Raw genomic sequence first — 22,039 nt, forward strand, 5'->3', positions numbered from 1 at the left:
AGCGCGCCCACGCGCACGTGGGATGCGTCGAGATCTCCTCGGGATTTCGGCCACGTCAGGCGATCGGGACACGAAAAAGACGGCCCCCGGGAGGGCGCGTGCCGCCTACTTGGCTTCCACGCAGTCGAGCGGGTAGCGCATCCCCGAGACGAGCGCGCTGACCCGAAGGTGCGAGCGGACCGGACCGCCCTTCGGCGACGTGACGAGCGGGTCGTCGGTGCCGACGTTGAGCATGCCCGAGGCCGCCTCGACACACGCGTGCGACGCGGAGAGGCGCACACGCGCGAGCACTCCGGTGAACGACAGCGTGCCCTTCGGCCCACGCACGCGGAGAGCGCCGGCGGGGAGCGGCGCGTCGAGCACGTACCCTTGTTCGTCCCCCGCGCACACGGCGAGTCCCGTGTCGCGGTAGTCGGGAGAGCCGAGCGACACGGGCTCGGAGACGACGCCGGTCTCGAGATCGACGGGCAAGACCCAGCGCTCCGAGCGCCCGCGCGAGCCTGCGCCCGCACTGTCGACCACGTAGCCTACGCCGCGCCCATCGCTTCGACGCGCGAGCTTCCCTTGGGCTCGCGCCCCGTCGATCGGAGCCGCGCGGGGGATGCGCGCGAGCAGGCGCGCGGTGCCTCCGTCGATCACGAAGAGGAGCGTGGCCGCGCCGCCCAGACCGACCATGCTCTGGCTCTCGGGCGTGGCGACGACCCATTTGCCTTCGACCCTCACGGCCGACTCGATCTCGGTGAGCTCTTCGCCGTCGACGCGTCGCACGGGCACGGGGCCGCGATCGGCTTCGAGCTCCCAGAGGGCGAGGCCAGGGCGTGCGCCATTTCCGCGCGCGGCGAGCAGCGTGTGCGCGCCATCGTCGCCCACGCCGACCTGCCACGACGAGGTGTAGACACCCGGATAGTACGAGCCGTACATGCCCCCCACGCCCGCGCGCATGCCCTCGAGCAACGTGGGCGGGAGCGCCGAGGGGGCGGTGGAGTGCACCTCACCGTAACCGTCGTAGGGGGAGAGCCAGCGCACGAGGAAACGGCTCTGCGGATCCGGGTCTTGGCCTTTGGGACCGAACGCGTAGATCTTGGCGAGAGGCGCGCCTCGCACCGCCCTGTCGAACGGATCGTAGGCGTCGGCGTTCAGGAGCGGGCGCTCGCCAGCACGGAGCTTCGGGGCCGCGCTCGCGAAGAACGACGTGAGCTCCTGCGGGAACCGGTTCGCGCCGAACCCACTGCCCATGTAGAGGCCACCGAAGGAGGGGCGGATCACGGGTGGCGGTGGCTTCGCCGAAGGCACGGGAGGCTTCGCGACGGCGACCTTCACCTCGGGCTCGCGCTCCGGCGGCGGCACCTTCGGCGGTTTGGCGCGCCCCTCGCACGCGAGCACCACGGGAGGCGCGGGCTGCGACGTAGGCCGCGGCGCTTCGTTCGGCTTCGCGCGTGTCGCCTCCTTCTTGCCGTCTCGTTCTCCCCACCCCACGCGGAGCCAACCTGCCGCGAGCCCACCGATCGGGCCCACCGCGCGCGAGCTCACCTTGGGGAGGGCGACGAGCGGCTCGGGGGCCTCGCGCGAGGTCCACGTCATGCCTCCGTCGAGGGTCTCGTAGAGGCGGCGCGCGTTGGTGAACCCAAGGCCGTATCTGCCCGAAACTACTGGCAAACCTGCCTCGCGCACGTACTGCCCGACGGTCACGGTCCCATCGACCGCGATCTCGAGGCCGAGCACCGAGCCGCCGGCGTCGACCCACGCGCCGAGCACTCCGGGGCGGCGCTCCTCGACCCCTTCGAGCCACACGCCGTGGCGGAGCACGCGGGCCACGTCGGCCGTGATGCGGGGGAACGTGAGCGGCACGGTGCGCGCCGCGCCCTTCGTGTCGAGGAGCGTGAGGCGCGCGGTGGTGACCTCGCCCTGCGGCGGCGAGAGGATGGCGATGCGGCGATCGGCGAGCACGACGAGGCGCTCGGAGCCGACGTCTCCCTTCACACGAACTTCGCGGAAGCGGTTTTCGTAGTCGAGGATGCAGTAGGTGTGCTGCCCGTCGACCTCGGTTGGAGCGGCGGCCGAGCACGCGCCCTTCACCGCGAGCGAGCCCTGCCCCGACGAGAGCACCACGCGCGGCGAGTCGAAGCGGCGGAGGAGCACGAGCTTCCCGCCCATGGGATCGTAGGCGTAGATGTCGGTCTTTCCGCGAGGCTCGCCGCACACGAACCCGAACGCGCCCTTCGCGTCGGGCCGATGGAGCGAGACACCGTGGCAGCGCGACGGAAAGAGCGAGTACGCGCGCGGCACGGCCTCGAGCAGCGCGCCGTCGTCGAGACGAATACGGGCGAGGGCGCCGTCGCGCGCGACGATGGCGACCCCGTCGGTGAGGGGCCACCCGTCTTCGATGGCGGCAACGAGCGGCCGCGGACCGAAGGCACGCACCTCGGGGGGCTTCGCGTCCGCGCCGTCGTCGTCGTCGTCCGGCTCGGCCTGCTGCACCTTCGGCGACTTGGCTCCGCGGGGAGGAGGGCGTGTGGAGGTGGCCGAGAGGCGCACGGCCTGGCCCCCTTCGCGCAGCTCGTAGAGCACGTTCGTGCGCCCCTGCTCGATGCCCGAGACCACGAGGGAGCCCGCGGCGTTCACGGTGACCGTCTTCGGGTCGATGCCGAGCTCGAGCTTCTTCCAGGTGGCGCCAGCGTCCTCCGTGGTGACGAGCCCCACCAGGTCGGCGATGGCCGCCGCGCGCCAGCCGTCGCGTGCGCCGTACGCGACGACCTGCGGACCGGGCGGGAAGGGGCCGATGTCCTTCGGGGCGCCGGTGCGAGGGTCGATCGCGACGTGCCCCGTGGGTGTGCGCACGTACACGCGATCGAGACCCACGAACACACGGGAGATGGTGCCTTGCGCGGCGAACACCGGTACGGCCTCGGAGAGCCAGGTGTCGGAGCGGAGCAGCGAGCTGCCCACCACGTACAGGTAGCCGCCACCGAGACGTGAGGGCACTTCGAGCGTGGCCTGAGGCGCCTGCGCGAGGCGCTCGTCGGACACGTGGACCGCGCCATCGGGCCGCGCGAGCACACGGTACCCCGCGAGCACGCCACGACGTGAGCCGTCACCGTCGGCCGTGAACGAGGCCGTGTCGACCTTCTCGGGGACCATGCGCGCGCCGTGAACGGTCGCGTCCTCGAACGCGCCGACGCCCGTATGCTTCAAGCGAGACGTCGGATCGGCCGACGGGTCGGGCGTGCGCGCGCCCTCTCCGCCGCACCCTGCGAGCCCGGCGAGCACGAGGGTGGAGACCGGCACCACCTCGAGGGAGAACCGGCGCGATCGACGAATAGTTTTCAGCATTTGCGGTATTCGTTCCGGTCTCGCGATTTGGCCCTAGAGGACGGCGTCGAGGATGGCGATGACCACACCGAGGAAGCCGAGGCCCCCGCCGATGGCCGCCATGATGATGCCTCCGAGGAGGCCCCACTTGAGGTTCGCGACGAGCTGCTCTTCGGTCTTGTTGGTGAGAATGAGCTCGTGCACCTCGCCGGGGCCCGGGTAGAGCACGAGCTGGCTCGAAGGGGCCATGCGGTAGCCGTCGTGGACGGGAGGGCCCGCGTCGCGGCGGGAGGGCCCGAGCGCGTAGAGAGGATCGCCGGGGGCGAGCACCTCCTCTTGGTAGCGCATCGACTTGTTGAACCCGAGGAACGACGTGGTCGAGTGACCGCGCGACGCGAGGAACGCTTGGAGGTGCGGGGGCGCGTCGTTGAAGGTGCCCGAGCTCGCGATCTGTTGTTGATCGAGGATGACCTCGGCCCCCGCGGGGATGATCTTCGCCATCTGACCAGACCCGTCGTCGACGAAGAACTCGCGCTGATCGACCTCGCGCAAGATGGTGACCCAGTGCCCGCTGCGGCCCGACGATCGGTACTCGAGCACCGAGACCCGGCACCACACGGCGTGGCGACCGGAGAACGGCGTCTGGAGGACACCCTGCTCGCCCGGCACGATGCGCCCCTTGATCTCCACGGGCGCGTTGCCCGGGGCCTGCGCGATCGCCGACGTGGGCGTCGCCAGGATGCGCTGCCTGCGCCGGTAGTTCTTGAGCCCGGTGAGCGCGACGATCACGCCGACGATGAAGAGGATGCCGCCGAAGACGAGGAACCCGACCATCGCCCCAGCGTAGCTTTCCCCGAGCGAGGGAGGAAGCGCCTCGCCATCGGGTGAAATCCGCCGTCTTTACGTCGCTGGAGAAAAAGTACGCAACGAACGGGAGCTGGCCGCCGACCCACGCGCACGGAGGTTCCACGTGGACGCGACGACGACGGGCTCGGCCCCCGACACACGAAGCACGGAGAGCGAGGCACGCAGGGTGACGGGATCGCGGGCGGTGCCCGTCGAGGTCCTCGTCGAAGAGGCGCGGCGAGCCGCCGACGTCCTCGAGAGACACGCCTTCCCTCGCCCTGCGACGGACGAGGGCCCGGCACACGAAGGGCTCGCCTCGGCCGATCCTTCCCTGACCCCCGCGCTCGCCGACGAGATTCGTGTACTCTGCACGCGGGTCGAAGGCTCGACGCGGAGGGTGCTCACGCCGTTCTCTCCTGGCATCGTCGCGGAGGGCCGCCAGTGTCTCATCGAGGCCCTCGCGGTCATGCGGGCCCGAGCGCGCCACTGCCCTTCCCTCGGCAAGGCGCTCGAGACACACCGCCGAGTGCACGTACGACCTCGCGCGGCCACCACGGTGCGAGACGCGCTGACCTCGCTCGTCGCGATCCTCACGACCCACCCGGACGCCGGCCCCGGGCTACTCCCCGTGATCACCGCTCGAAGGGACGCGCTCGCAGGGGAGATCGCGGCGCGCGCCACGCTCCGCGACCAGCACGAGAAATTCCCGAGCGCACGCATGCTGGCGATGGGCCGCATCGCCACGCTCCTCGCGAAGATACGGGCGGCCGCGCGCCGCGTGCTCGCCCAACACCCGAGCCTCCGCCTCGAGGTCACGAGCGAGTACCAGAGGAGGGTCAAACGCGAGCGGCGCGCCCGAGGAGCGAGATGAGCGCCTCTCCGCGGGGCGGCGACGTCACTTCGACTGACCTCGATTGTCCTGGAGGACGATTGGCTGTCCTGGAGGAGGATTGTCCGAGACCCCGCCAAGAGGCCACTCCATAGTCTGGCTGCGCCCGGGAGCACTACGGGCGCAGAAGGGATACTCATGATTCGTCATTCGGCATTTCACGTCTCGTGCGCAGTCGCATTGAGCACGATCCTCGGGTGCAGCTCGGCCGATACACCGAGCCACTCGACCGAGACCTCGACCCTCGCCACGTCCAGCCTCGAGCCCTATCAAACGGCCCCCGAGTCCGGGAACCGTCCCAGCGCTTGGATCACCCCCAGGCTCGACGGATTCCAGGCCATGCAGGCGGGGGCACTCCTCGATCTCGTGGTCGAGTCGCCCGAAGGAGACCTCCTCGGACAGACGATCGACGTCTACGTCTCGGAGCTCGGCTTCGACGGTTGGTCGGTGCGCCGGCACGTCGGGTCGTGGGTGGTCGACGGCCCCGAGACCACCCTTCGGATCGACCCGATGTCCCTCCCCCTCCGCCCCGTGGGCTCGGTCGCCGAGGTCCGCTTCGAGGCGCAGTACACGCCCGTCCGCGACGAGGGGGACCCGGAGGAGCCGAAGGTGGTCCGTATCCCGTCGGCCGCCATCAGCGTCGCGTACGCCCCGGACGAGACGGAGGTCTACGTCGCGCCGGCCTCCCGCGTTCTCACGGTCGAAGTGGCGGCCCAGATCGCCGCTACGAACGGCCACGCCGCCCCGGGGGACGTGACCGACCTCGTGACGGCTGCCGTCGCGGCGCCCGGTAACGCCCGAAAGAAGGCGCTCTCGCTCGTCGAACGCTCCCTCGGCGACCTGAGGGGCACCATCATGGCGGAGGACGGGAAGAGCTACCCCATCGAGGCGGCTCCTCGAGAGGGCATTCCCGGCTCTCCCGAGTCCCGAGGGGAGATCGGCGCGGGCTCTCCGCTCGCGACCGTGCCAGGCTCGTGGATCACGCCGAAGACCGTCTACCCGGCAGAGCCACCGCGCCCGGGTGTTCCTACGAAGCTCGCGTTCTTCTCGTGGTCGACCATGAGCTTCCGCGACTCCGACCTCGGCGAGACGACGCTGCCAGGGCCGAACTCGAGCGCCATTTTCCCGAGCCGCGGGCGCGCTCCCATGTCGTACGCGGAGGTCACGGGTTTCGCCCTCCGAAGCGACGGGCGGACCGACTTCGCGAACGGTTACACCTACCACCTCAACTCGGCAGGGTTCTTCGTCGAAGAGGTGCGTCCCTCGAGAATGGTGCTGTCGTTCCGTCATCGGGATATCTACGACGCGACACGGAGGGTGACCATCGTAGGCCTCGACGCAGGGGGCCCCGCCAGCGGCGACGACGCGCTCGTCGACCTCCAGCGCATCGACCTCGGTGACACGCGCCCCGTCCACGTGACGATGGTTCGTGAGTCCGTCGCCACGCGCGCCGCGGCGGTGACGAGCTCGTTGCTCGTGACGCAGGGCCTGCAGGTCCCGGCGACCTTTACGATCCGTGCGGGGGAGGGCTGCGGTGGGCCAGGCCTCGAGGCGATTGATCCCGCGACGGGACAGGCCGTTCCAGCCGAGGCGTGTGTCGGTCAAGGCACGGTATTCCTCGGTCGCAACGTCACCCGAGACGCCAACGGACGACGCATCCTCGGCCCGGGCGACACGAGCGAGGAAAAGTTCGTCGTCGCGCACGAGCTCGGACACGCCCTCGAATACCAGACGCTCGGGAGCACCCCGGGCGGCGTCTCCTACGACGCTGCGCTATGGGATGGCGACCTCTGCGCCTGCAACCACGTGAAGGACGCGAACAGCTACCACTGCCTCCAGAGCAAGATGTCCATGGCGGGCGGATACCAGGAGGGGTTCGCGCACTTCGTGGCCACGGCCATCATGAACACGAACAACCACAAGGCGGCGACGTTCGCGTACTATAAAGAGGTCTTGAAGCCTCACTGGAACCCGATGGTCAGCACGCCCCCCAAGAAGGTCCAACCGCCGTTCCGCGTCGACGCGGGCAAGCCCGTCGCGTGGCAACGCAACCATTGCGACTCGGGCGTCCAAGCGAATCGCTCCACCGAGTACGACTGGATGACGTTCCTCTGGGGCATTCATCAGCGCGAGACCGCGGGCAGCATCGACTACGCGACCTGGATGGGCATCGCGAGGGACGGCTGGTGCGGCGGCGGCACCTGTTCGGGCCGAGGCACGCTGACGTGGGAGGCCGTGCGCGCGAACGCCTTGAGCAAGTTCGGAAACAACTTCAATGACCCGCGAATGGTTCGCATGAACGACCTTGGACGCGACAGCGCGGTGACCAACTGACATGCGGACCGCGGCCTTCATGGCGGCGGGCCTTGTCGGGCTGGGCCTTCTCCTCGAGTGCTGCACTTCGGGAGAGGGCCCTCGCCCTGGCGCCGCGCCCACCCTCGACGCAGCCTCCAGCGACGGCGCAAGCCCTCCCCGTGACGCTGCGGATCCCGACGCGGCCCCCTTCGTCCTCCCTCCTCCCGCGCCCTACGACAGCCCCACCTGCCATCACGGCGCCATGCCCGCACGCTGCGACGACCGCTGGTGCACCCTCCCCAAAGGCTGTTTCCTCATGGGCGCTCCTGAGTCCGAGAAGCGTCGCTCACGCTACGGCGAAGAGCAACGCGAGGTGTCGTTCACCCACGATCTCCTCATCTCCAAACACGAGACCACCCAGGCCGAGTGGGTCGCTACCGGCCTCCCCAACCCCAGCAAGGCCAACCAACGCCCCGACCTGGTCAGCGACTGCCTCGAGCCGCGCTGCCCCGTCGGCGACATCACCTGGTGGGACGCCTGGGTCTTCGCCAACCTCGAGAACGACCGCGCCGGCCTCCCTCACTGCGCCGAGCCACGCGACTGCAAGGGCACACCCGGGAATGGCCTCGTCTGCCAGCGCATCGAGCAGCTCGTCCCCTCCCTTTACGACTGCGAAGGCTTCCGCCTCCCCACGCGCTCCGAGTTCGAATATGCCGCCCGCGGCGGCACCCTCACCGAGTTCTACTCCGGCAAGATGACGGGCGACGGCGAGGGGCCCGAGCCCCACCTCCGCGAGATCGCCTGGTTTACCCAAAACTCGGGCCACACCACCCATCCTGTCGAGCAGAAGCTCCCCAACCAATGGGGCCTCTTCGACACGCTCGGAAACGCGGTCGAGTGGGTCACCGAAGAAGAGATCAGCTCGGCCAACCCCCCGGGGCCCCTCGTCGACTTTCGAGGTGTCCTCCACCCCACGGACGACTCCGCTCTCGTCCGCGGCGGTGCTGCCAATGCGCCCCCCTGGAGCCTTCGCGTCGGGAGCCGGGCCCTTGGCGCAGTCCGGTGGGCCCACGGTCCGGGGGGCAGCGTGCGCCTCGTCCGCTCCCTCCCTCATCCCACCGACGCCGGCGCCCCGGACGCGGCTCCCGCAGACGCCTCGCCGGACGCGGGACGATGAACCCTCGGCGCGTCACGGCGGGCCTCGTCGGGCTGGGCCTTCTCCTCGAGTGCTGCACTTCGGAAGAGGGCCCTCGCCCCGGCGGCGCGCTCACCCTCGACGCAGCCTCCAGCGACGGCGCAAGCCCTCCCCGTGACGCTGCGGCTCCCGACGCTGCCCCCTTCGTCCTCCCTCCGCCCGCGCCCTACGACAGCCCCACCTGCCACCACGGCGCCATGCCGGCACGCTGTGACGACCGCTGGTGCACCCTCCCCAAGGGCTGTTTCCTCATGGGCGCCCCTGAGTCCGAGAAGCGTCGCTCACGCTACGGCGAAGAGCAACGCGAGGTGTCGTTCACCCACGATCTCCTCATCTCCAAACACGAGACCACCCAGGCCGAGTGGGTCGCCACCGGCCTCCCCAACCCCAGCAAGGCCAACCAACGCCCCGACCTCATCAGCGACTGCCTCGAGCCGCGCTGCCCCGTCGGCGACATCACCTGGTGGGACGCCTGGGTCTTCGCCAACCTCGAGAACGACCGCGCCGGCCTCCCTCACTGCGCCGAGCCACGCGACTGCAAGGGCACACCCGGGAATGGCCTCGTCTGCCAGCGCATCGAGCAGCTCGTCCCCTCCCTTTACGACTGCGAAGGCTTCCGCCTCCCCACCCGCTCCGAGTTCGAATATGCCGCCCGCGGCGGCACCCTCACCGAGTTCTACTCCGGCAAGATGACGGGCGACGGCGAGGGGCCCGAGCCTCACCTCCGCGAGATCGCCTGGTTTACCCAAAACTCGGGCCACACCACCCATCCTGTCGAGCAGAAGCTCCCCAACCACTGGGGCCTCTTCGACATGCTCGGAAACGCCGGCGAGTGGGTCACCGAAGAAGAGATCAGCTCCGCCAACCCACCGGGGCCCCTCGTCGACTTTCGAGGTGTCCTCCACCCCACGGACGACTCCGCCCTCGTCCGTGGCGGTTTCGCCAATGCCGCACCATGGAGTCTTCGCGTCGGGAGCCGGGCCCTTGGCGCGGTCCGGTGGGCCCACGGTCCGGGAGGCAGCGTGCGCCTCGTCCGCTCCCTCCCTCATCCCACCGACGCCGGCGCCCAGGACGCGGCTCCCGCAGACGCCTCGCCGGACGCGGGACGATGAACCCTCGGCGCGTCACGGCGGGCCTCGTCGGGCTGGGCCTTCTCCTCGAATGCTGCACTTCGGGAGAGGGCCCTCGCCCCGGCGGCGCGCTCACCCTCGACGCGTGCAGAATACCGCAAAACCCCTTGCCACGAGGCACGGACGGGGGAAGATCCGAGAGGCGCCGATGTCTCAGCCTCTCACCCAGTACGCGACGCACGCGAACGTCATCGCCGACACGGTGCGCGCGGCGTTCGCGGCCGCGCGTGTCGGCGGGTGCGCCGTGGAGCTGACGGCGCCCGAAGGCTCGACCCTCGGCGGCAAGCTCGCGCTCCAACACGTCACGTTGAAGGGGGAGCATCCCTCTCCCCTCGTCGTCGGCTCGGTCGACGCCGGACGCAAGGTGGCCAAGGTGCGCTCGTACCGCGAGGTCGCGCGCATGCACGAGGAGCGCTTCAAGGCCCCAGCCCCTTTCGACGAGACAACGTACCTCTCCTTCACGAAAGACCTCGAGGGCGTGCTCTCCGCCTTCGGCATCTCCATGGCCCTCGAGGTATCGCCCCCCGAGGTGGCCACGGCCGAGCCCATGCCGGAGCAGCCTCCCCCTTGGCGGCGACCTCCCGTGCTCGCCGGCGTGGTGGCCTTGGTCGTCGTCCTGGGCATCGCCCTCATGGCAGGGCTTCGCTGAGTGGCGCGCCATCGGGGGGGAATCGCCGTCGCCGGCCTCGTGATCGTGATGGCGGTCGCGGGCTGCAAATCGTGCTCGCGGCGCGAGTGCGAGCCCGAGACGCTCCCCGCCCACTGCGAGGGCCAGACGCTCGTCTTCTGTGCCGTCGAGGGCCACGCCTATGGGCACGATCTCGGCACACGGCGCACGCGCGTCGACTGCCTCGCCACGGACACCTGCATCGACGACCACCAAGGCCACGCGGCGTGTGTGCACGCGCCCGCCACGCGCTGCACGCCAGAGAGCTTTCGCGGCGCGTGCGAGGGCAACACACCGCTCGTGTGCATGCCTCCCTCGGCGTCGGTCGAGGAGAGCTACGTCGTCGCCGGGAGCGTATGCGTCGGAGACCTCGTCTGCCGCACGACCCCCGAGGGCGCGCTATGCGTCCGTGACGGCACGCCGTGCCCGCTCCCCGAGGGGCGCATCTCCGCCTGCGTGGGCGGCGAGCTCGTGGCGTGCGGACCCGGAAAAACGGGCCGCGTCGAGGTCCTCCGAGCACGATGCGCCTGCCGCGAGATCGCGGGCCCCGACGGCGGCGCGACCGCCGTGTGCGACCGCTGATCGCAGCCGACCTCGACGCTCCGCTCTCTCCACCACGAGTCGATCCCTGCCTCGGAGCCGATATCGCGGGCAACGGAGCGCGCTCCGACTTCGACACGAGCGTCAGCGAAAAAGAAATCGTGACGGCAAAAAAAAGGACGCAACGGCCGCGTCCACCCTGCCGAAAGGAGGGGCGAAAGGCAGGTACGTCATGAAGATTCTCTCGGATTGCGTATTTCGGACCATCGCGATCGGACAAAACGGCGCATCGCGATCACCCAAAACGGGGGATGCCGATCACCCAAAACGGGCATCGCGATCGCGGCATGAGGTGACGGTCTCCTGGGGGCTCCAGCCCATGGCGTCTACGACGGCGGCATGGCGACCGAGAGACTTCCGATGCACCGTCTACGAGAGATTTTAAGGCAAAAGCTGGCCCTCGGCCTCAGCCACCGGGAGGTCGCGCGCTCGGTCGGCGTGAGCCCGAGCACCGTGGCGGCGGTCTTCGCCGACGCGAGGTCGCACGGGCTGACGGCGGCGAGCGTGGAAGCGCTCTCCGACGCGGAGCTCGAGACGTACCTCTATCCCCCAGCTCCACCGTCGTGCATGCGTCCTGAGCCCGACTGCGCGGCGTTGCACGTCGAGCTGCGGCGACCGGGGGTGACGCTCGCGCTCCTGCACATGGAGTACCTGGCGGCCCAGCCGGACGGGCTACGGTACACCGCGTTCTGCGATCGCTACCGGGCGTGGCAGAAGCGACGCTCACCCGTGATGCGGCAGACGCACGTCGCGGGCGACAAGATGTTCGTCGACTACGCCGGGATGCGTCCGCGATTCGTGGAGCCCGAGACGGGAGAGGTCGTCGAGGTCGAGCTGTTCGTCGCCGTTCTCGGGGCGAGCAACTACACGTACGCCGAGGCGACGCGGACGCAGCAGGTGCCCGACTTCGTCGCGAGCGTTGCGCGGGCGCTCACGTTCTTCGGCGGTGTGCCGCGCGCGATCGTGCCCGATCAACTCAAGAGCGCCGTGGTGAAGGCGTGCCGCTACGACCCTGGCGTGCAACGCACCACCGCCGAGCTCGCGCGCCACTACGGCACCACGATTTTGCCGGCGCGGCCGAAGTCGCCGCGCGACAAGGCGAAGGTGGAGGTCGGCGTCCAGGTTGCCGAGCGGTGGTTGCTCGCGCGCATCCGGGACGAGAGGTTCTCGAGCCTTGGCGAGCTCAACGCGCGCCTGCGTGAGCTCGTTTCGGACCTCAACACGCGGACGATGAAGACGTACAAGGCGAGCCGCCGCGAGCTCTTCGAGCGCCTCGACAAGCCTGCCCTCGGGCCGCTCCCCAGCAGGGAGTTCGAGACGCAGACGTGGAAGAAGGTTGGCCTCAACGTCGACTACCACGTCGCGTTCGACGGCCACTTTTACTCGGTCCCGCACGGCCTGCGTCATGACGACGTCGAGCTCTGGCTTCGGGCGACGCCAAGCGCGATCGAAGTCTTCCACGGGCGCGAGCGCGTTGCCGCGCACGTGCGGAGCTACAGCCGCGGAGGCTTCACGACCACGACCGAGCACATGCCGAGCAGCCACCGTGCTCAGGCCGAGTGGACCCCCTCGCGCATCCTCGACTGGGCCGAGCAGATCGGCCCTCACACACGCAGCCTCTGCGAAGCCATCCTCGGAGGGCGTCATCACCCGGAGCTGGGCTACCGCTCGTGCCTCGGACTGTTTCGGCTCGCGAAAAAGTGCGGGAACGAGCGACTCGACGCGGCCTGCCGTCGAGCGCTCTACGTGGGCGCGCGCAGCTACCGCTCCGTGCTGACGATCCTGAAACACAACCTCGACACGCAGCCGCTGCCCCAGCCCGAAGCCCCCGCCGCGACCGGTCCAGTCCACGAAAACGTCCGCGGCGCCGACTACTACCACTGAGAGAAACAAGGAGAAGACATGCTGAGAGAACCGACTCTAGAGAAACTTCACGCCATGCGGTTGGGCGTGCTCGCCTCCGCCTGGCTCGAGCAGGACAAGTCTCCCGACACCCTCGCGATGGCCTTCGACGATCGCTTCGCACTCCTCGTCGAAGCCGAGATGCTCGCTCGCGAAAATGCTCGGCTCGCGAAAAAATCTCCGCGACGCGAAGCTCCGGATCACCGACGCGTGCATCGAGGGAATCTCCTTCGCCCGTGAGCGTCAGCTCGACAAGCCCATGGTGCGCCGGCTCGCGACATGTCGTTGGGTCACCGAGCACCAGACGGTGATCGTCACGGGAGCCACCGGGACGGGCAAGAGCTACCTCGCATGCGCCCTCGCCCATGAAGCGTGCCGCAAAGGCTTCCGCGTCGTCTATCGACGCGTGGCGCGGCTCTTCGACGAGCTCCGCATCGCGCGCGCGGACGGCAGCTACCACCGCGTCCTGTCTCGGATCGCGAAGGCGGACGTCCTCGTGCTCGACGACTTCGCGCTCGCTCCCCTTACCGAGGAGGCGCGCCGAGATCTGCTCGAGATCCTCGAAGACCGCTACGGCCTTCGCGCGACCGTCTTCACGAGCCAGATCGGACCCGACCGATGGCACGCGTACCTGGCCGACCCCACCGTCGCGGACGCCATCTGCGATCGTGTGCTCCACGGCGCTCACAAGATCGCGCTCACCGGGCCCTCGCGGCGCAAGACGCAGGAAGAATCGAAGTCAGAAACTTGAGCTCAGCAAGGCGGGCCGCTTACCCTGCTCGCGAGCCTGGAACCGATCATCCAGAGCCTCAGGGAGACGTCGCTTCGCTCCGATCGCGATGACCCGATTTCCGTGATCGCGATGCGCCGAAACGGCCGATCGCGATGGGCGAAATGCGCACTCGGATAGTGCACGTGTTTCGTCGTCGGTCGTCGTTCGCCCGCGTGGTGCTCGAATCGCACGCGCTCTCTCCCTTGTCGCGGCGCTCGGGTTCGCCACGATCACCCTCGCGTGCTCGAGCGACCCCCTCCCGTTCATGGGGAGCTGCGCCCACATCACCGTGAAGACGGGCAAGATCCGGAGCTGCTACGAGTTCTACGGGGAGGACTACCGAGACGACGCTCAGGCGCAGTGCGAGTACTTCGACAAGCCCCAGTACGGGACCACCACGAAGGTTCTCAGCGAAAAGTGCCCGGAACAGGGAAAAACCGGCCACGAAGTTCATGACTTCGAGGACGAGGCCGACGTGCGGATGGAGGCGTGGTTTTACGACGATGGTACGAAGCGCAACGAGGACTATGTGCCCTTCGGAGATTTGAACGGCGACGCTGGCCCCAAGTAAGAGGCAGCGAGACCCGAGGCGCCGAATCGCACGTCGAGAGGCGCCTCTCGGTATCTCCACTGCCTGGAGTCGGTGCCTGGAGTTGGCGCTCCAGGCGCCTGGAGTTGGCGCTCCCCGAGCACGCTCGCGCTCAGATCTCGCCGCGGAGGAGCGCCTCGAGGCGGGGCTCGTCGATGACCTCGGTGCCGTATTTTTTGGCCTGATCGCGCTTCGACTGGCCGGTCTTGTCGCCCGCGACGAGGTACGTGGTGGTCTTCTTCACGCCGTCGTGGACCTCGCCTCCGGCCGCGAGGATGCTCGCGTGGACGTCCTCGCGTTTGCGCGAGAGCACGCCCGTCACACAGAACGACTTGCCCGAGAGCGGCCCTCCTTCGACGACCTTCGGCACCTCGGCCTCACGCCCCACGCCCTTCGCGACGAGCTTCTCGTAGAGGGCGCGCTCCACCGGGTCGGTGAACGCGGCCACCACGCTCTCGACCATCTTGGGGCCGAAACCCGCGATGTGCCCGACCCGCTCCCCGAGCTCCGCCGGTGACATGGCGAGCATGGCCTCGAGCGTACGTGTCTCGGCGGCGAGCTGCTTCGCCGCCACCTGACCGATGTGCGGGATCCCGAGGCCGCAGAGGAGCCTGTCGAGCGGGCGTTCGCGCGAGGCCGCGATGCCGTCGACCACGTTCTTCGCGCTCTTTTTCCCCATGCGTTCGAGCGACGCGAGGCCATCGACCGTGAGGTCGTAGAGGTCGGCCACGTCCTTCACCATGCCGAGCTCGACGAGCTTCTGGACGAGCATCTCGCCGAGGTTCTCGATGTCCATCGCGAACCTGCGCGAGTAGTGGATGATCCGGCCCGACACCTGACCTGGGCACGCGCGGTTCCCGCAGCGCACCGCCGCCTCCTGCCCGAGCTCGGGTCGATCCTCTTCGCGAAGGCGCGCGACGACCTTCGCGCCGCACACCGGGCAGACCTCGGGGAAGGCGTAGGGCGAGGTGCCCTCGGGGCGCTCCTCGGGCAGCACCGCGAGCACCTGCGGGATGATCTCGCCGGCCTTCTCGATCTCGACGAGGTCACCGATGCGGACGTCGAGCTTCGCGAGGTGCTCGGGGTTGTGGAGCGACGCGCGCGACACGGTGGTGCCCGCGAGCTCGACGGGGGCGAGGTCGGCCACGGGCGTGAGCGCGCCGGTGCGCCCCACCTGCACGGTGATGCCGAGCACGCGGGTGCGCGCGCGTTCGGCCTGGAATTTGTAGGCGATCGCCCACTTGGGGAACTTGCTCGTCGCCCCGAGCATGTCCTGGTGGCGGTAGGCGTCGACCTTGACGACCGCGCCGTCGGTCTCGAAGGGGTAGCTCGCGCGGGCGGCGTCGATGTCCTTGATGGCAGGCACGATGCCGTCGGCCGAGACCTCGACGTGACGCATGTGCGTCGGGAGCTTCAGCTCGGCGAGCCACACGAGCGTGGCCGAGTGAGTCGGGGCGCGCTCGGGGCCCTCGACGGCCTGGTAGAACACGGCGCGAAGTGGGCGCTTCGCGACCTCCTTCGGATCGAGCATGCGCACGGCGCCAGCGGCGGCGTTCCTCGGGTTGGCGAACGGCTCGAGCCCCTCGGCCTCGCGCTCGCGGTTCATCTTCTCGAGGTCCTTGCGGTAGATGACGACCTCGCCGCGCAGCGTGAGCGTGCCCTCGTACGCGATCGTCGGAGGGACGCCGCGGAGCGTGCGCGCGTTCTCGGTGATGTCCTCGCCGACCTCGCCGTCTCCGCGCGTCGTGGCGAGCGTGAGCTTGCCGCCCTCGTAGACGACCTCGATGCTCGCGCCATCGAGCTTGGGCTCCACGGTGAACGAGGGCGTCTCGCCGTCCGGGAGGCCCTCGCGCACGCGCCGTAGGAACTCGCCGAGATCCGCCTCGGAGTAGGCGTTATCGAGCGAGAACATTCGGGTTTTCCGCTTCACCTTGACGGCGTTCGGGCGCGCCACGCCGCCGACACGCTGGGTGGGCGATGCCTTCGTGACGAGCTCGGGGTGCGCGGCCTCGAGGGCGCGGAGCTCCTTCACGAGGGCGTCGAACGCCGCGTCCGACACGGCCGGATCGTCGAGCACGTAGTAGCGGTACTCGTGCGCGAGGATCTCGTCGACCAGGGCGGTATGTCGGGCTCTCGGGTCCATGCGGGGGCGCGAGGCTAGCTCAAACGGCGGTCGGGGTCTTCGGTTGCCCGCGCCGCCCCCGCATCGGAGCTTCCCTCATCGGCACGAGCACGTGGTGCGCCGCAGATCTCCCCCCTCGCACGCACACGTGGTCACGTCGGGGTCGACCGAGCCGCCCGCGCACGGCCTTCCTTCCGGTGGCGTCCCCTTCGAGCAACCCGAGTCGGAGAGCGCTCGCTCGCAGTCGGATGGCACGGTGTGCGACGACACGACGACCGGCAAAGCACACGTGTAGCGCGGTCCGTCGGGCGTCGCGTCCACGAACGCGCCTCCCTCCGCGTCGGAGCCGAGGCTCCCTTCGGGCGGACCGTCGCTCCCCCCGTCGACGATCGCGCCTCCCTCGAAGGCCCCGCTATCCGGGCCGGGAGAAGGCTCGACTCCGAACGACGTGCATCCGACGAGCCACGGCAGCACGAACCACGACGACCGAACACGACCGACCATGACCACGAGACGATGCGCCCTCGACGCATCGCCGGCCATTGCTCCTTTCGGCCAACCCGCGATCCGGATTGCTCATTTCGGCCACGCCGCGAGGGCCCGCGCGCGACGCTCACGCGCGACGCGTGGAGGCGGCAGCTCGGCCTTCGCGATGGCGTGGCAGAGCGACGTGGCCGAAGCGAGCCCCACGGCGCGGGCGCACCGCTCCACGGACACGTCGGGCCGGGCGAGGTAGAGCATGGCCGTCGTGAGAGTGAACGACAGGCGCATCTCGCGGAACGTCTCGAAGGGCATACGAAACGAGCGAAAGAACGAGGTGATGCAACGGCGCGACTGGCGCGACGAGACGCCCATACCGAGGTCGAGCATCGAGGGGAGCCCCGTCGGCCCCGAGAGCACCCGAGACAGGGCCTCGGCCACCCGAGCGTCCTCCTCGACGTTCGAGGCTTCGACCAGCGGCTCGAGGCCGAGCGCGCGCGCGAGGTCCGTGGCCTCGGCGTGCGCCAAGGGATCTTCGTCGCGGATCGTCGTGTACGCCTTCGCGATCGTGTCGACCGAGCACGAGGCCCGGCGGGGGACGACCTCGGCGCCGTCGAGGCGGAGGGCGACGGCCCGATGAGGCTCGCCGAGCGCGACGGCCCCAGCGCGGTGCATCGCCGCGAAGCTCGGATAGATGGCCGCTTCCCCCGGACCGAAGACACCATCGTCCGTGGCGAGCACACCCGAGAGCACGACGTGGGCGTACGCGCGGCCGTCGTCGCGAGGCGCGGGCACGGTGGTCGCGTCCCACACGAGGCCCCGGATCGTGATCGCGGACGCGCGAAGGGTCGCCTCGAGGAGGGACGTGCTCGTGTAGAGGACGCGGTCGGCGGCAGCGGGCTCGGGGGCGAATCGACGGCGGAGAAAGGGCATGGGCGAGCCTCGACGAGAAGGATCCGGTCGTCGAATGTTCACCCATTCCCGCGCGAAGGGAAGCTCGGCCGACGTGCCGCCACCGCGAAGTCACACGCTTTCTTCAGGTTTCCCGCCCCGCGGCGTACACTGACGATGCCGCACGATGTCACGCCAGGGCCCCTCCCAGCCACCGCCGCCGTACCTGCTCGACGGGCGGTACCTCGCGCTCGAGCACCTCGCTCGCGGAGAGACGGCGAACGTGTTCTCGGGGAGCGACACGTGGACCGGCGAGCACGTGGCCATCCGCTTCTTGCGCTCGGATCGAAAGACCGAGGACCGCAGGTTCCGCGCCATGGCCGAGCGCCTCTTCGGCCTCACCTCCGCGCGCGTGATCCGCGCGATCCACACGGGCGACGATCGCACGGGTCGGCCGTTCCTCGTGACCGAGCTGCTCATCGGTCGCGGCATCCACACGCTCGGCAAGGTGCGCTGGGAGGTCGCGTGCGAGCTCTCGCGCCACGCCGCGCTCGCGCTCCGAGACATGCACCTCCAGGGCCTCTCGCATGGCAGCGTCGGGGCGCGGAGCTTCTTCGTCGCGTCGTCGGCCGAGGCCGGAGCGCGCGTGAAGCTCCTCGATCTGGGCGTGGGCACACGAGGAGCTTCGCCGCGGCGCGATTTGGTCGCACTGGCCGGTGTGCTCCACCACCTGCTCACGGGCGAGGCGCCGCACCACCTCGGCGTCATCCCGCGCATCCCGGGCGCACCTCCGGAGCTGCACGAGGCGCTCGAGGGCTGGCTCATGGCCGAGGACCGTGCGACCGAGATCACCGCGGTCGACATGGCGCGCGCGCTCCGAGCGCTCATCGACCCCCACGTCGAAGACCGACCGCGGGACGCGATGCCCTCCACCACCGGAGAGATCGTGCTCCCCAAGCTCTCCCGCGTGGTCTTCGGCGGCGAAGAGCCCAAGATGCCCGAAGACGACTGACCGCCCCGAAAGGCCGCTCCCGGCGCGCGGCCACACCGAAGCTAACCCGACGATACTTCGAGCTTTTTCGGGGGCCGCCGCACGCGCACCGAGCGCCCCGCCGGCTCTCGGCGCGAAGGCCTGAAGAGGGCGCACGCCAGCACGATCATCGCGGGGGTCGCGACCACGTGGTACCGATCTTCGCCGAAGAAGATCGCGTGGGCGAGAGCCGTGGTGCCGAGCAAGGAGGCCACCATGGCGAGCCCTGGACGGAGCTCGGGGCGGCCCGGGATAGGCAAGAACGGCAGGAGGCAGGCGAGCACGGCGAAGGGCCAGAACGTAGGCTCCTTGGCCGACACGCTCACGTACACAAAGAGCGCGAGCGCCGCCCCGAGCGCCACCTGGGCCCGCCTCCGAGGCGCGAACGCCACGGCGCCGAACGCCGCGATGACGAGCAGAACGCGGTGCACGTTCGAGAGCAAATCGCGCCCCTTCGCGCGCTTCTCGTCGGGCCACGCGGCGGGCTTGGCCTCGTGCAGGTACTCGACCTGGAACGACTCGTGGTCGAACGTGTACCCGAGCTTCTTCGGGACGAGCCCGAGGAACCGAAGGGGGTCCTTCCGGATGTGGAGGAGCCCGTACTCGAGCCAACACCGGTCTTGCTGCACTTGGCCCGTGACCTCGCGGCAGCCGTCGGCCGAGCGCAGCGTCTCGAAGCGCCCGGTGGCGCGGGGGAACGCGCCGATCGCCAAATTCCAGCCTGCGTTCGTGCTCACGAGCGCGCACCCGTCCATGACGCGGCAGTTTCGCGCGGTCCACGGGAGCACGGGCGCGAGCGTCGCCGCGAGGACCACCACGCACGCGAGGAGCCACGTGCGCACCCGAGGGACGAACGACGCGATGTCCCGGAGCGGCGCGTGTGCCCCGGGGACGATGGCTCCGAACGCGAGGAACGGCGCGCAGAGGAGCGCCGTGGGCCGCACGAGCACCGAGAGCCCGAGCACGAGCCCCCCGAGCACGAGGCCCACGTAGGGCCGCCGTGACGATCGCGCCGCGAGCGTGAACGCGAGGAGCGTGAGGGTGGCCGCGAGCGGCTCGCTCATGGCGAGCGCCGAGTAGAGGACGAGCCCCGGGTGAAACGCGGCCACGAGCCCCGCGAGGCGAGCCCGCGCGCTCGAGAGGCAGGTGCGCGCGGCGAGCCACGTGGCGACCGGCAAGCACGCTCCGGTGACGGCGTTGACCGCGTTGGCGACGGCGAGCTTCTGGCCGAAGACCCAGTAAAAGAAGCCCAGGAACGCGCTGTAGCCCACCGGGTAGTGGCACCAGGGATGCCACACCGGGTGCCCGGCGACCATCACGTCGTCCGAGTAGCCGAGGCCCGCGGCGATGCGTCGCGCGCCGAACTCGTAGTAGTGCCCGTCCCACACGGGCTCACCGGCGTACGCGTGCACCGCCCACACACGAGGGGCGAGCGCGGCGACGAAGAGCACGAGCCCGAAGACGACGTCGGGCACGGCGACGCCGCGGAGAGCGCGTCTCGTCACGGGCCCTCACGCATGCGACGGAGGTACGTCTTCTGGACCTGCATCGGGTCGAGCTTCAAGAACTTGGCGAGCTCGGTGACGAAACCGCGCACGTAGACCATCGCCGGCAGATCGGCGAAGCGCTCCTCTTCGATCGCCTCGAGGTGCGCGCGCGTGATCTTCGTCTTGGCGCTGATCTCGAGCACCTCGATCCCTTGCGACTCGCGCACCTTGCGGAGGAGCGCGCCCGAGAACTCGCTGTCGGGGCCGATCTCGCGCAAAAGCTCGTTTTTGAGCAGGATCTGCTCCATCGCCAGGGCCGGGCGAGGCTCGGCGTCGGCGGGCTTCGCCTCGGGCTCGGGGAACGCCGAGAGGTCGTACGCACGGCGGCGGATCGGATCGAGCAGGGTGTCGTAGGCCTCTTCGAGCAGCGTCTGCTCGCGCTGCATCTCGGACTCGTCGAGCATCGACGAGGTGGCGAGGCCTCCGGTCGCGTAGATCTCGCGTTTGCGCTTGTAGGCGCGCCGGATCTCCTCGTCGCTCGACGAACGCGAGAGCCCGAGCGCCGCGTAGAGCGACTCTTCGGTCTCGGGCATCGGGGGCGGAGCCATGACCGACTCTTTTCGAGTGGCCGTGAGGGCGACCACGCGGCGCGCGATGCGCTCGATGTTGCGCGCGGCCTTCGACGTGGGGACGTCCGTCAGGAGCGGGCGCCGGCGCCGCACCGAGACCCACACGGTGTCGTCGTTCTCGACGTTGCCGAGCTCCTCGAGCGTGACGCCGTAGTGCCGCTTCGTGAGCTCGCTCATCCAGGTGCCGAGCTCCGCGTCGGTGCGGACACGCGTCTGGTTCACGACCAGGTAAAACTTGAGCCGATTCGCCTCGATCCACGCGAGCTCCGCGAGGCCGCGGTCCATCTTGACGAGGGCCCGCACGAGCTCGAGCGGCTTCGGGAGGACGGCCAGCTCGACGAGCGCACGCTCCATCATGGAGAGGCGGAAGCGATCCTGCGAGAGCGCGCGGCGGAGGGCGCGCCTGTAGGCCGCACGAACGAACCTGTAGGTGGTCTCGATGGCCGGCGGCTCGGGAACGGTGACGCAGATGGGGACGTCGGCGGCGAGCATCATGTCGACCGCGAACGGCGTGACACCGGGCCCGACGTCGACGACGAGCACGTCCGCCGGAATGCTCCTCAAACGAGAGAGCCAGCGGATCTTGCGCCCACCGCGGAGGGCCGGGGCCGGGGTCACGGCGTCGACCGCCGCCGGGAGGAGCTGGAGCCCCGGGACGAGCGTGGTGACGAGCGCCTTCTTGAGCGCCGAGTCACCGCCGTCTTCGATGTCGTGGGGCTCGCGAGCGGCAGGGAGCCCGAAGTGCGCGTGGAGGTTCGGGCCGGTAGGGTCGGCGTCGACGAGCACGACCGACTTGCCGAGCTGCGCGAAGTACACCGCCAGGTTCTCGGCGACGAGGCTCTTGCCGACCCCCCCGCGCCCACCGCCCACGACGAAGAGGCGACGCGCGCCTCGCACGGCCTCGGGGGCCTCGAAGCGCCCCGACGGCGAGTCGACGTCCGGATCGAAGTCCGACGTGTCGACCGGAAAAGAGGGCTCGTCCGGTGCCATGAGGCGCGCGGTCTTAGCACACCTTGTGGAGCGCCCGTGCCGGCGCGCACGTCCCGTGGGCGGACGTTCAGGCCAAAGGCTTGCGGGTTTGCCGAGGCGAAGGCGCGGAAAAAAGCGCAGACCAAACCTTGACAGTAGGCGCTGTCACAATCACAACTGTCACCGTGATGACTGGCGCAGCTTCCCTCCTCTTCGGCGCTATCCTCCCGTCTCCCG

16 protein-coding genes and 1 pseudogene are annotated in these 22,039 nt (G+C 69.7%); 10 read left to right on the plus strand and 7 right to left on the minus strand.

Annotated elements, in window-relative coordinates:
* Positions 1-105: 105 nt before the first annotated feature.
* Both IPK71_00575 and IPK71_00580 read right to left on the minus strand, forming a co-directional pair.
* Entirely contained in the window at positions 106-3,330 is a 3,225-nt protein-coding gene (locus IPK71_00575; protein MBK8212215.1) for a hypothetical protein, read from the minus strand.
* Positions 3,331-3,363: 33 nt separating this feature from the next.
* Complete coding sequence (locus IPK71_00580) at positions 3,364-4,143, minus strand: hypothetical protein (GenBank protein MBK8212216.1); 780 nt, start codon at positions 4,141-4,143, stop codon at positions 3,364-3,366.
* Positions 4,144-4,279: 136 nt separating this feature from the next.
* Between IPK71_00580 and IPK71_00585 the strand changes: the two genes are divergently transcribed.
* From IPK71_00585 to IPK71_00625, 9 genes and pseudogenes are all read left to right on the plus strand, one after another.
* Entirely contained in the window at positions 4,280-5,026 is a 747-nt protein-coding gene (locus IPK71_00585; GenBank protein MBK8212217.1) for a hypothetical protein, read from the plus strand.
* Between the two features lie 156 nt (positions 5,027-5,182).
* On the plus strand, positions 5,183-7,378 hold the full coding sequence (locus IPK71_00590; GenBank protein MBK8212218.1) for a hypothetical protein: 2,196 nt from the start codon (positions 5,183-5,185) through the stop codon (positions 7,376-7,378).
* Positions 7,379-7,397: 19 nt separating this feature from the next.
* Positions 7,398-8,516, plus strand: coding sequence for a formylglycine-generating enzyme family protein (locus IPK71_00595; GenBank protein ID MBK8212219.1), 1,119 nt, complete (start codon positions 7,398-7,400; stop codon positions 8,514-8,516).
* The gene (locus IPK71_00600; protein ID MBK8212220.1) at positions 8,513-9,646 is read left to right on the plus strand and encodes a formylglycine-generating enzyme family protein; all 1,134 of its coding nucleotides are present in this window, start codon (positions 8,513-8,515) and stop codon (positions 9,644-9,646) included. Before IPK71_00595 ends, IPK71_00600 begins: the two co-directional genes overlap by 4 nt.
* 166 nt (positions 9,647-9,812) lie before the next feature.
* Positions 9,813-10,313 carry a hypothetical protein gene (locus IPK71_00605; GenBank protein ID MBK8212221.1) on the plus strand — a complete coding sequence of 167 codons (501 nt, stop codon included), beginning with the start codon at positions 9,813-9,815 and terminating at the stop codon, positions 10,311-10,313.
* Entirely contained in the window at positions 10,314-10,913 is a 600-nt protein-coding gene (locus IPK71_00610) for a hypothetical protein (protein MBK8212222.1), read from the plus strand.
* Between the two features lie 357 nt (positions 10,914-11,270).
* Positions 11,271-12,815: an IS21 family transposase gene (locus IPK71_00615; protein ID MBK8212223.1), complete on the plus strand. Its 1,545-nt coding sequence runs from the start codon at positions 11,271-11,273 to the stop codon at positions 12,813-12,815.
* Positions 12,816-12,833: 18 nt separating this feature from the next.
* A pseudogene (locus tag IPK71_00620) lies at positions 12,834-13,584 on the plus strand (ATP-binding protein).
* Positions 13,585-13,870: 286 nt separating this feature from the next.
* Positions 13,871-14,176 (plus strand): hypothetical protein, encoded by a 306-nt coding sequence (locus tag IPK71_00625; GenBank protein MBK8212224.1) that lies wholly within the window; start codon positions 13,871-13,873, stop codon positions 14,174-14,176.
* Between the two features lie 130 nt (positions 14,177-14,306).
* Here the strand turns inward: IPK71_00625 and ligA are convergent, their stop codons facing one another.
* From ligA to IPK71_00640, 3 genes are all read right to left on the minus strand, one after another.
* Positions 14,307-16,337 (minus strand): NAD-dependent DNA ligase LigA, encoded by a 2,031-nt coding sequence (gene ligA, locus IPK71_00630; GenBank protein ID MBK8212225.1) that lies wholly within the window; start codon positions 16,335-16,337, stop codon positions 14,307-14,309.
* Positions 16,338-16,412: 75 nt separating this feature from the next.
* Entirely contained in the window at positions 16,413-16,820 is a 408-nt protein-coding gene (locus IPK71_00635; GenBank protein ID MBK8212226.1) for a hypothetical protein, read from the minus strand.
* Positions 16,821-16,892: 72 nt separating this feature from the next.
* Entirely contained in the window at positions 16,893-17,729 is an 837-nt protein-coding gene (locus IPK71_00640; protein MBK8212227.1) for a hypothetical protein, read from the minus strand.
* A gap of 145 nt (positions 17,730-17,874) precedes the next feature.
* Between IPK71_00640 and IPK71_00645 the strand changes: the two genes are divergently transcribed.
* Entirely contained in the window at positions 17,875-18,699 is an 825-nt protein-coding gene (locus tag IPK71_00645) for a hypothetical protein (protein MBK8212228.1), read from the plus strand.
* Positions 18,700-18,740: 41 nt separating this feature from the next.
* Here IPK71_00645 and IPK71_00650 read toward each other — a convergent pair whose 3' ends face one another.
* Both IPK71_00650 and IPK71_00655 read right to left on the minus strand, forming a co-directional pair.
* Positions 18,741-20,222, minus strand: a complete 1,482-nt coding sequence (locus IPK71_00650; protein ID MBK8212229.1) for a glycosyltransferase family 39 protein — start codon at positions 20,220-20,222, stop codon at positions 18,741-18,743.
* Positions 20,219-21,823, minus strand: a complete 1,605-nt coding sequence (locus IPK71_00655; GenBank protein MBK8212230.1) for a helix-turn-helix domain-containing protein — start codon at positions 21,821-21,823, stop codon at positions 20,219-20,221. The genes IPK71_00650 and IPK71_00655 overlap by 4 nt, the downstream gene beginning before the upstream one ends.
* Between the last annotated feature and the right edge of the window lie 216 nt (positions 21,824-22,039).

Source organism: Myxococcales bacterium (genome assembly GCA_016712525.1).
In the GTDB taxonomy this organism is placed as follows: domain Bacteria; phylum Myxococcota_A; class Polyangia; order Polyangiales; family Polyangiaceae; genus JAAFHV01.

What these genes read in the sequence shown, in the direction of transcription:
- IPK71_00635 (MBK8212226.1), bottom strand. Translation starts at nt 16,820, where the DNA reads ATGGTCGGTCGTGTTCGGTCGTCGTGGTTCGTGCTGCCGTGGCTCGTC.
- IPK71_00605 (MBK8212221.1), top strand. Translation starts at nt 9,813, where the DNA reads ATGTCTCAGCCTCTCACCCAGTACGCGACGCACGCGAACGTCATCGCC.
- IPK71_00575 (MBK8212215.1), bottom strand. Translation starts at nt 3,330, where the DNA reads ATGCTGAAAACTATTCGTCGATCGCGCCGGTTCTCCCTCGAGGTGGTG.
- IPK71_00580 (MBK8212216.1), bottom strand. Translation starts at nt 4,143, where the DNA reads ATGGTCGGGTTCCTCGTCTTCGGCGGCATCCTCTTCATCGTCGGCGTG.
- IPK71_00625 (MBK8212224.1), top strand. Translation starts at nt 13,871, where the DNA reads ATGGGGAGCTGCGCCCACATCACCGTGAAGACGGGCAAGATCCGGAGC.
- IPK71_00615 (MBK8212223.1), top strand. Translation starts at nt 11,271, where the DNA reads ATGGCGACCGAGAGACTTCCGATGCACCGTCTACGAGAGATTTTAAGG.
- ligA (MBK8212225.1), bottom strand. Translation starts at nt 16,337, where the DNA reads ATGGACCCGAGAGCCCGACATACCGCCCTGGTCGACGAGATCCTCGCG.
- IPK71_00595 (MBK8212219.1), top strand. Translation starts at nt 7,398, where the DNA reads ATGGCGGCGGGCCTTGTCGGGCTGGGCCTTCTCCTCGAGTGCTGCACT.
- IPK71_00655 (MBK8212230.1), bottom strand. Translation starts at nt 21,823, where the DNA reads ATGGCACCGGACGAGCCCTCTTTTCCGGTCGACACGTCGGACTTCGAT.
- IPK71_00600 (MBK8212220.1), top strand. Translation starts at nt 8,513, where the DNA reads ATGAACCCTCGGCGCGTCACGGCGGGCCTCGTCGGGCTGGGCCTTCTC.
- IPK71_00640 (MBK8212227.1), bottom strand. Translation starts at nt 17,729, where the DNA reads ATGCCCTTTCTCCGCCGTCGATTCGCCCCCGAGCCCGCTGCCGCCGAC.
- IPK71_00590 (MBK8212218.1), top strand. Translation starts at nt 5,183, where the DNA reads ATGATTCGTCATTCGGCATTTCACGTCTCGTGCGCAGTCGCATTGAGC.
- IPK71_00645 (MBK8212228.1), top strand. Translation starts at nt 17,875, where the DNA reads ATGTCACGCCAGGGCCCCTCCCAGCCACCGCCGCCGTACCTGCTCGAC.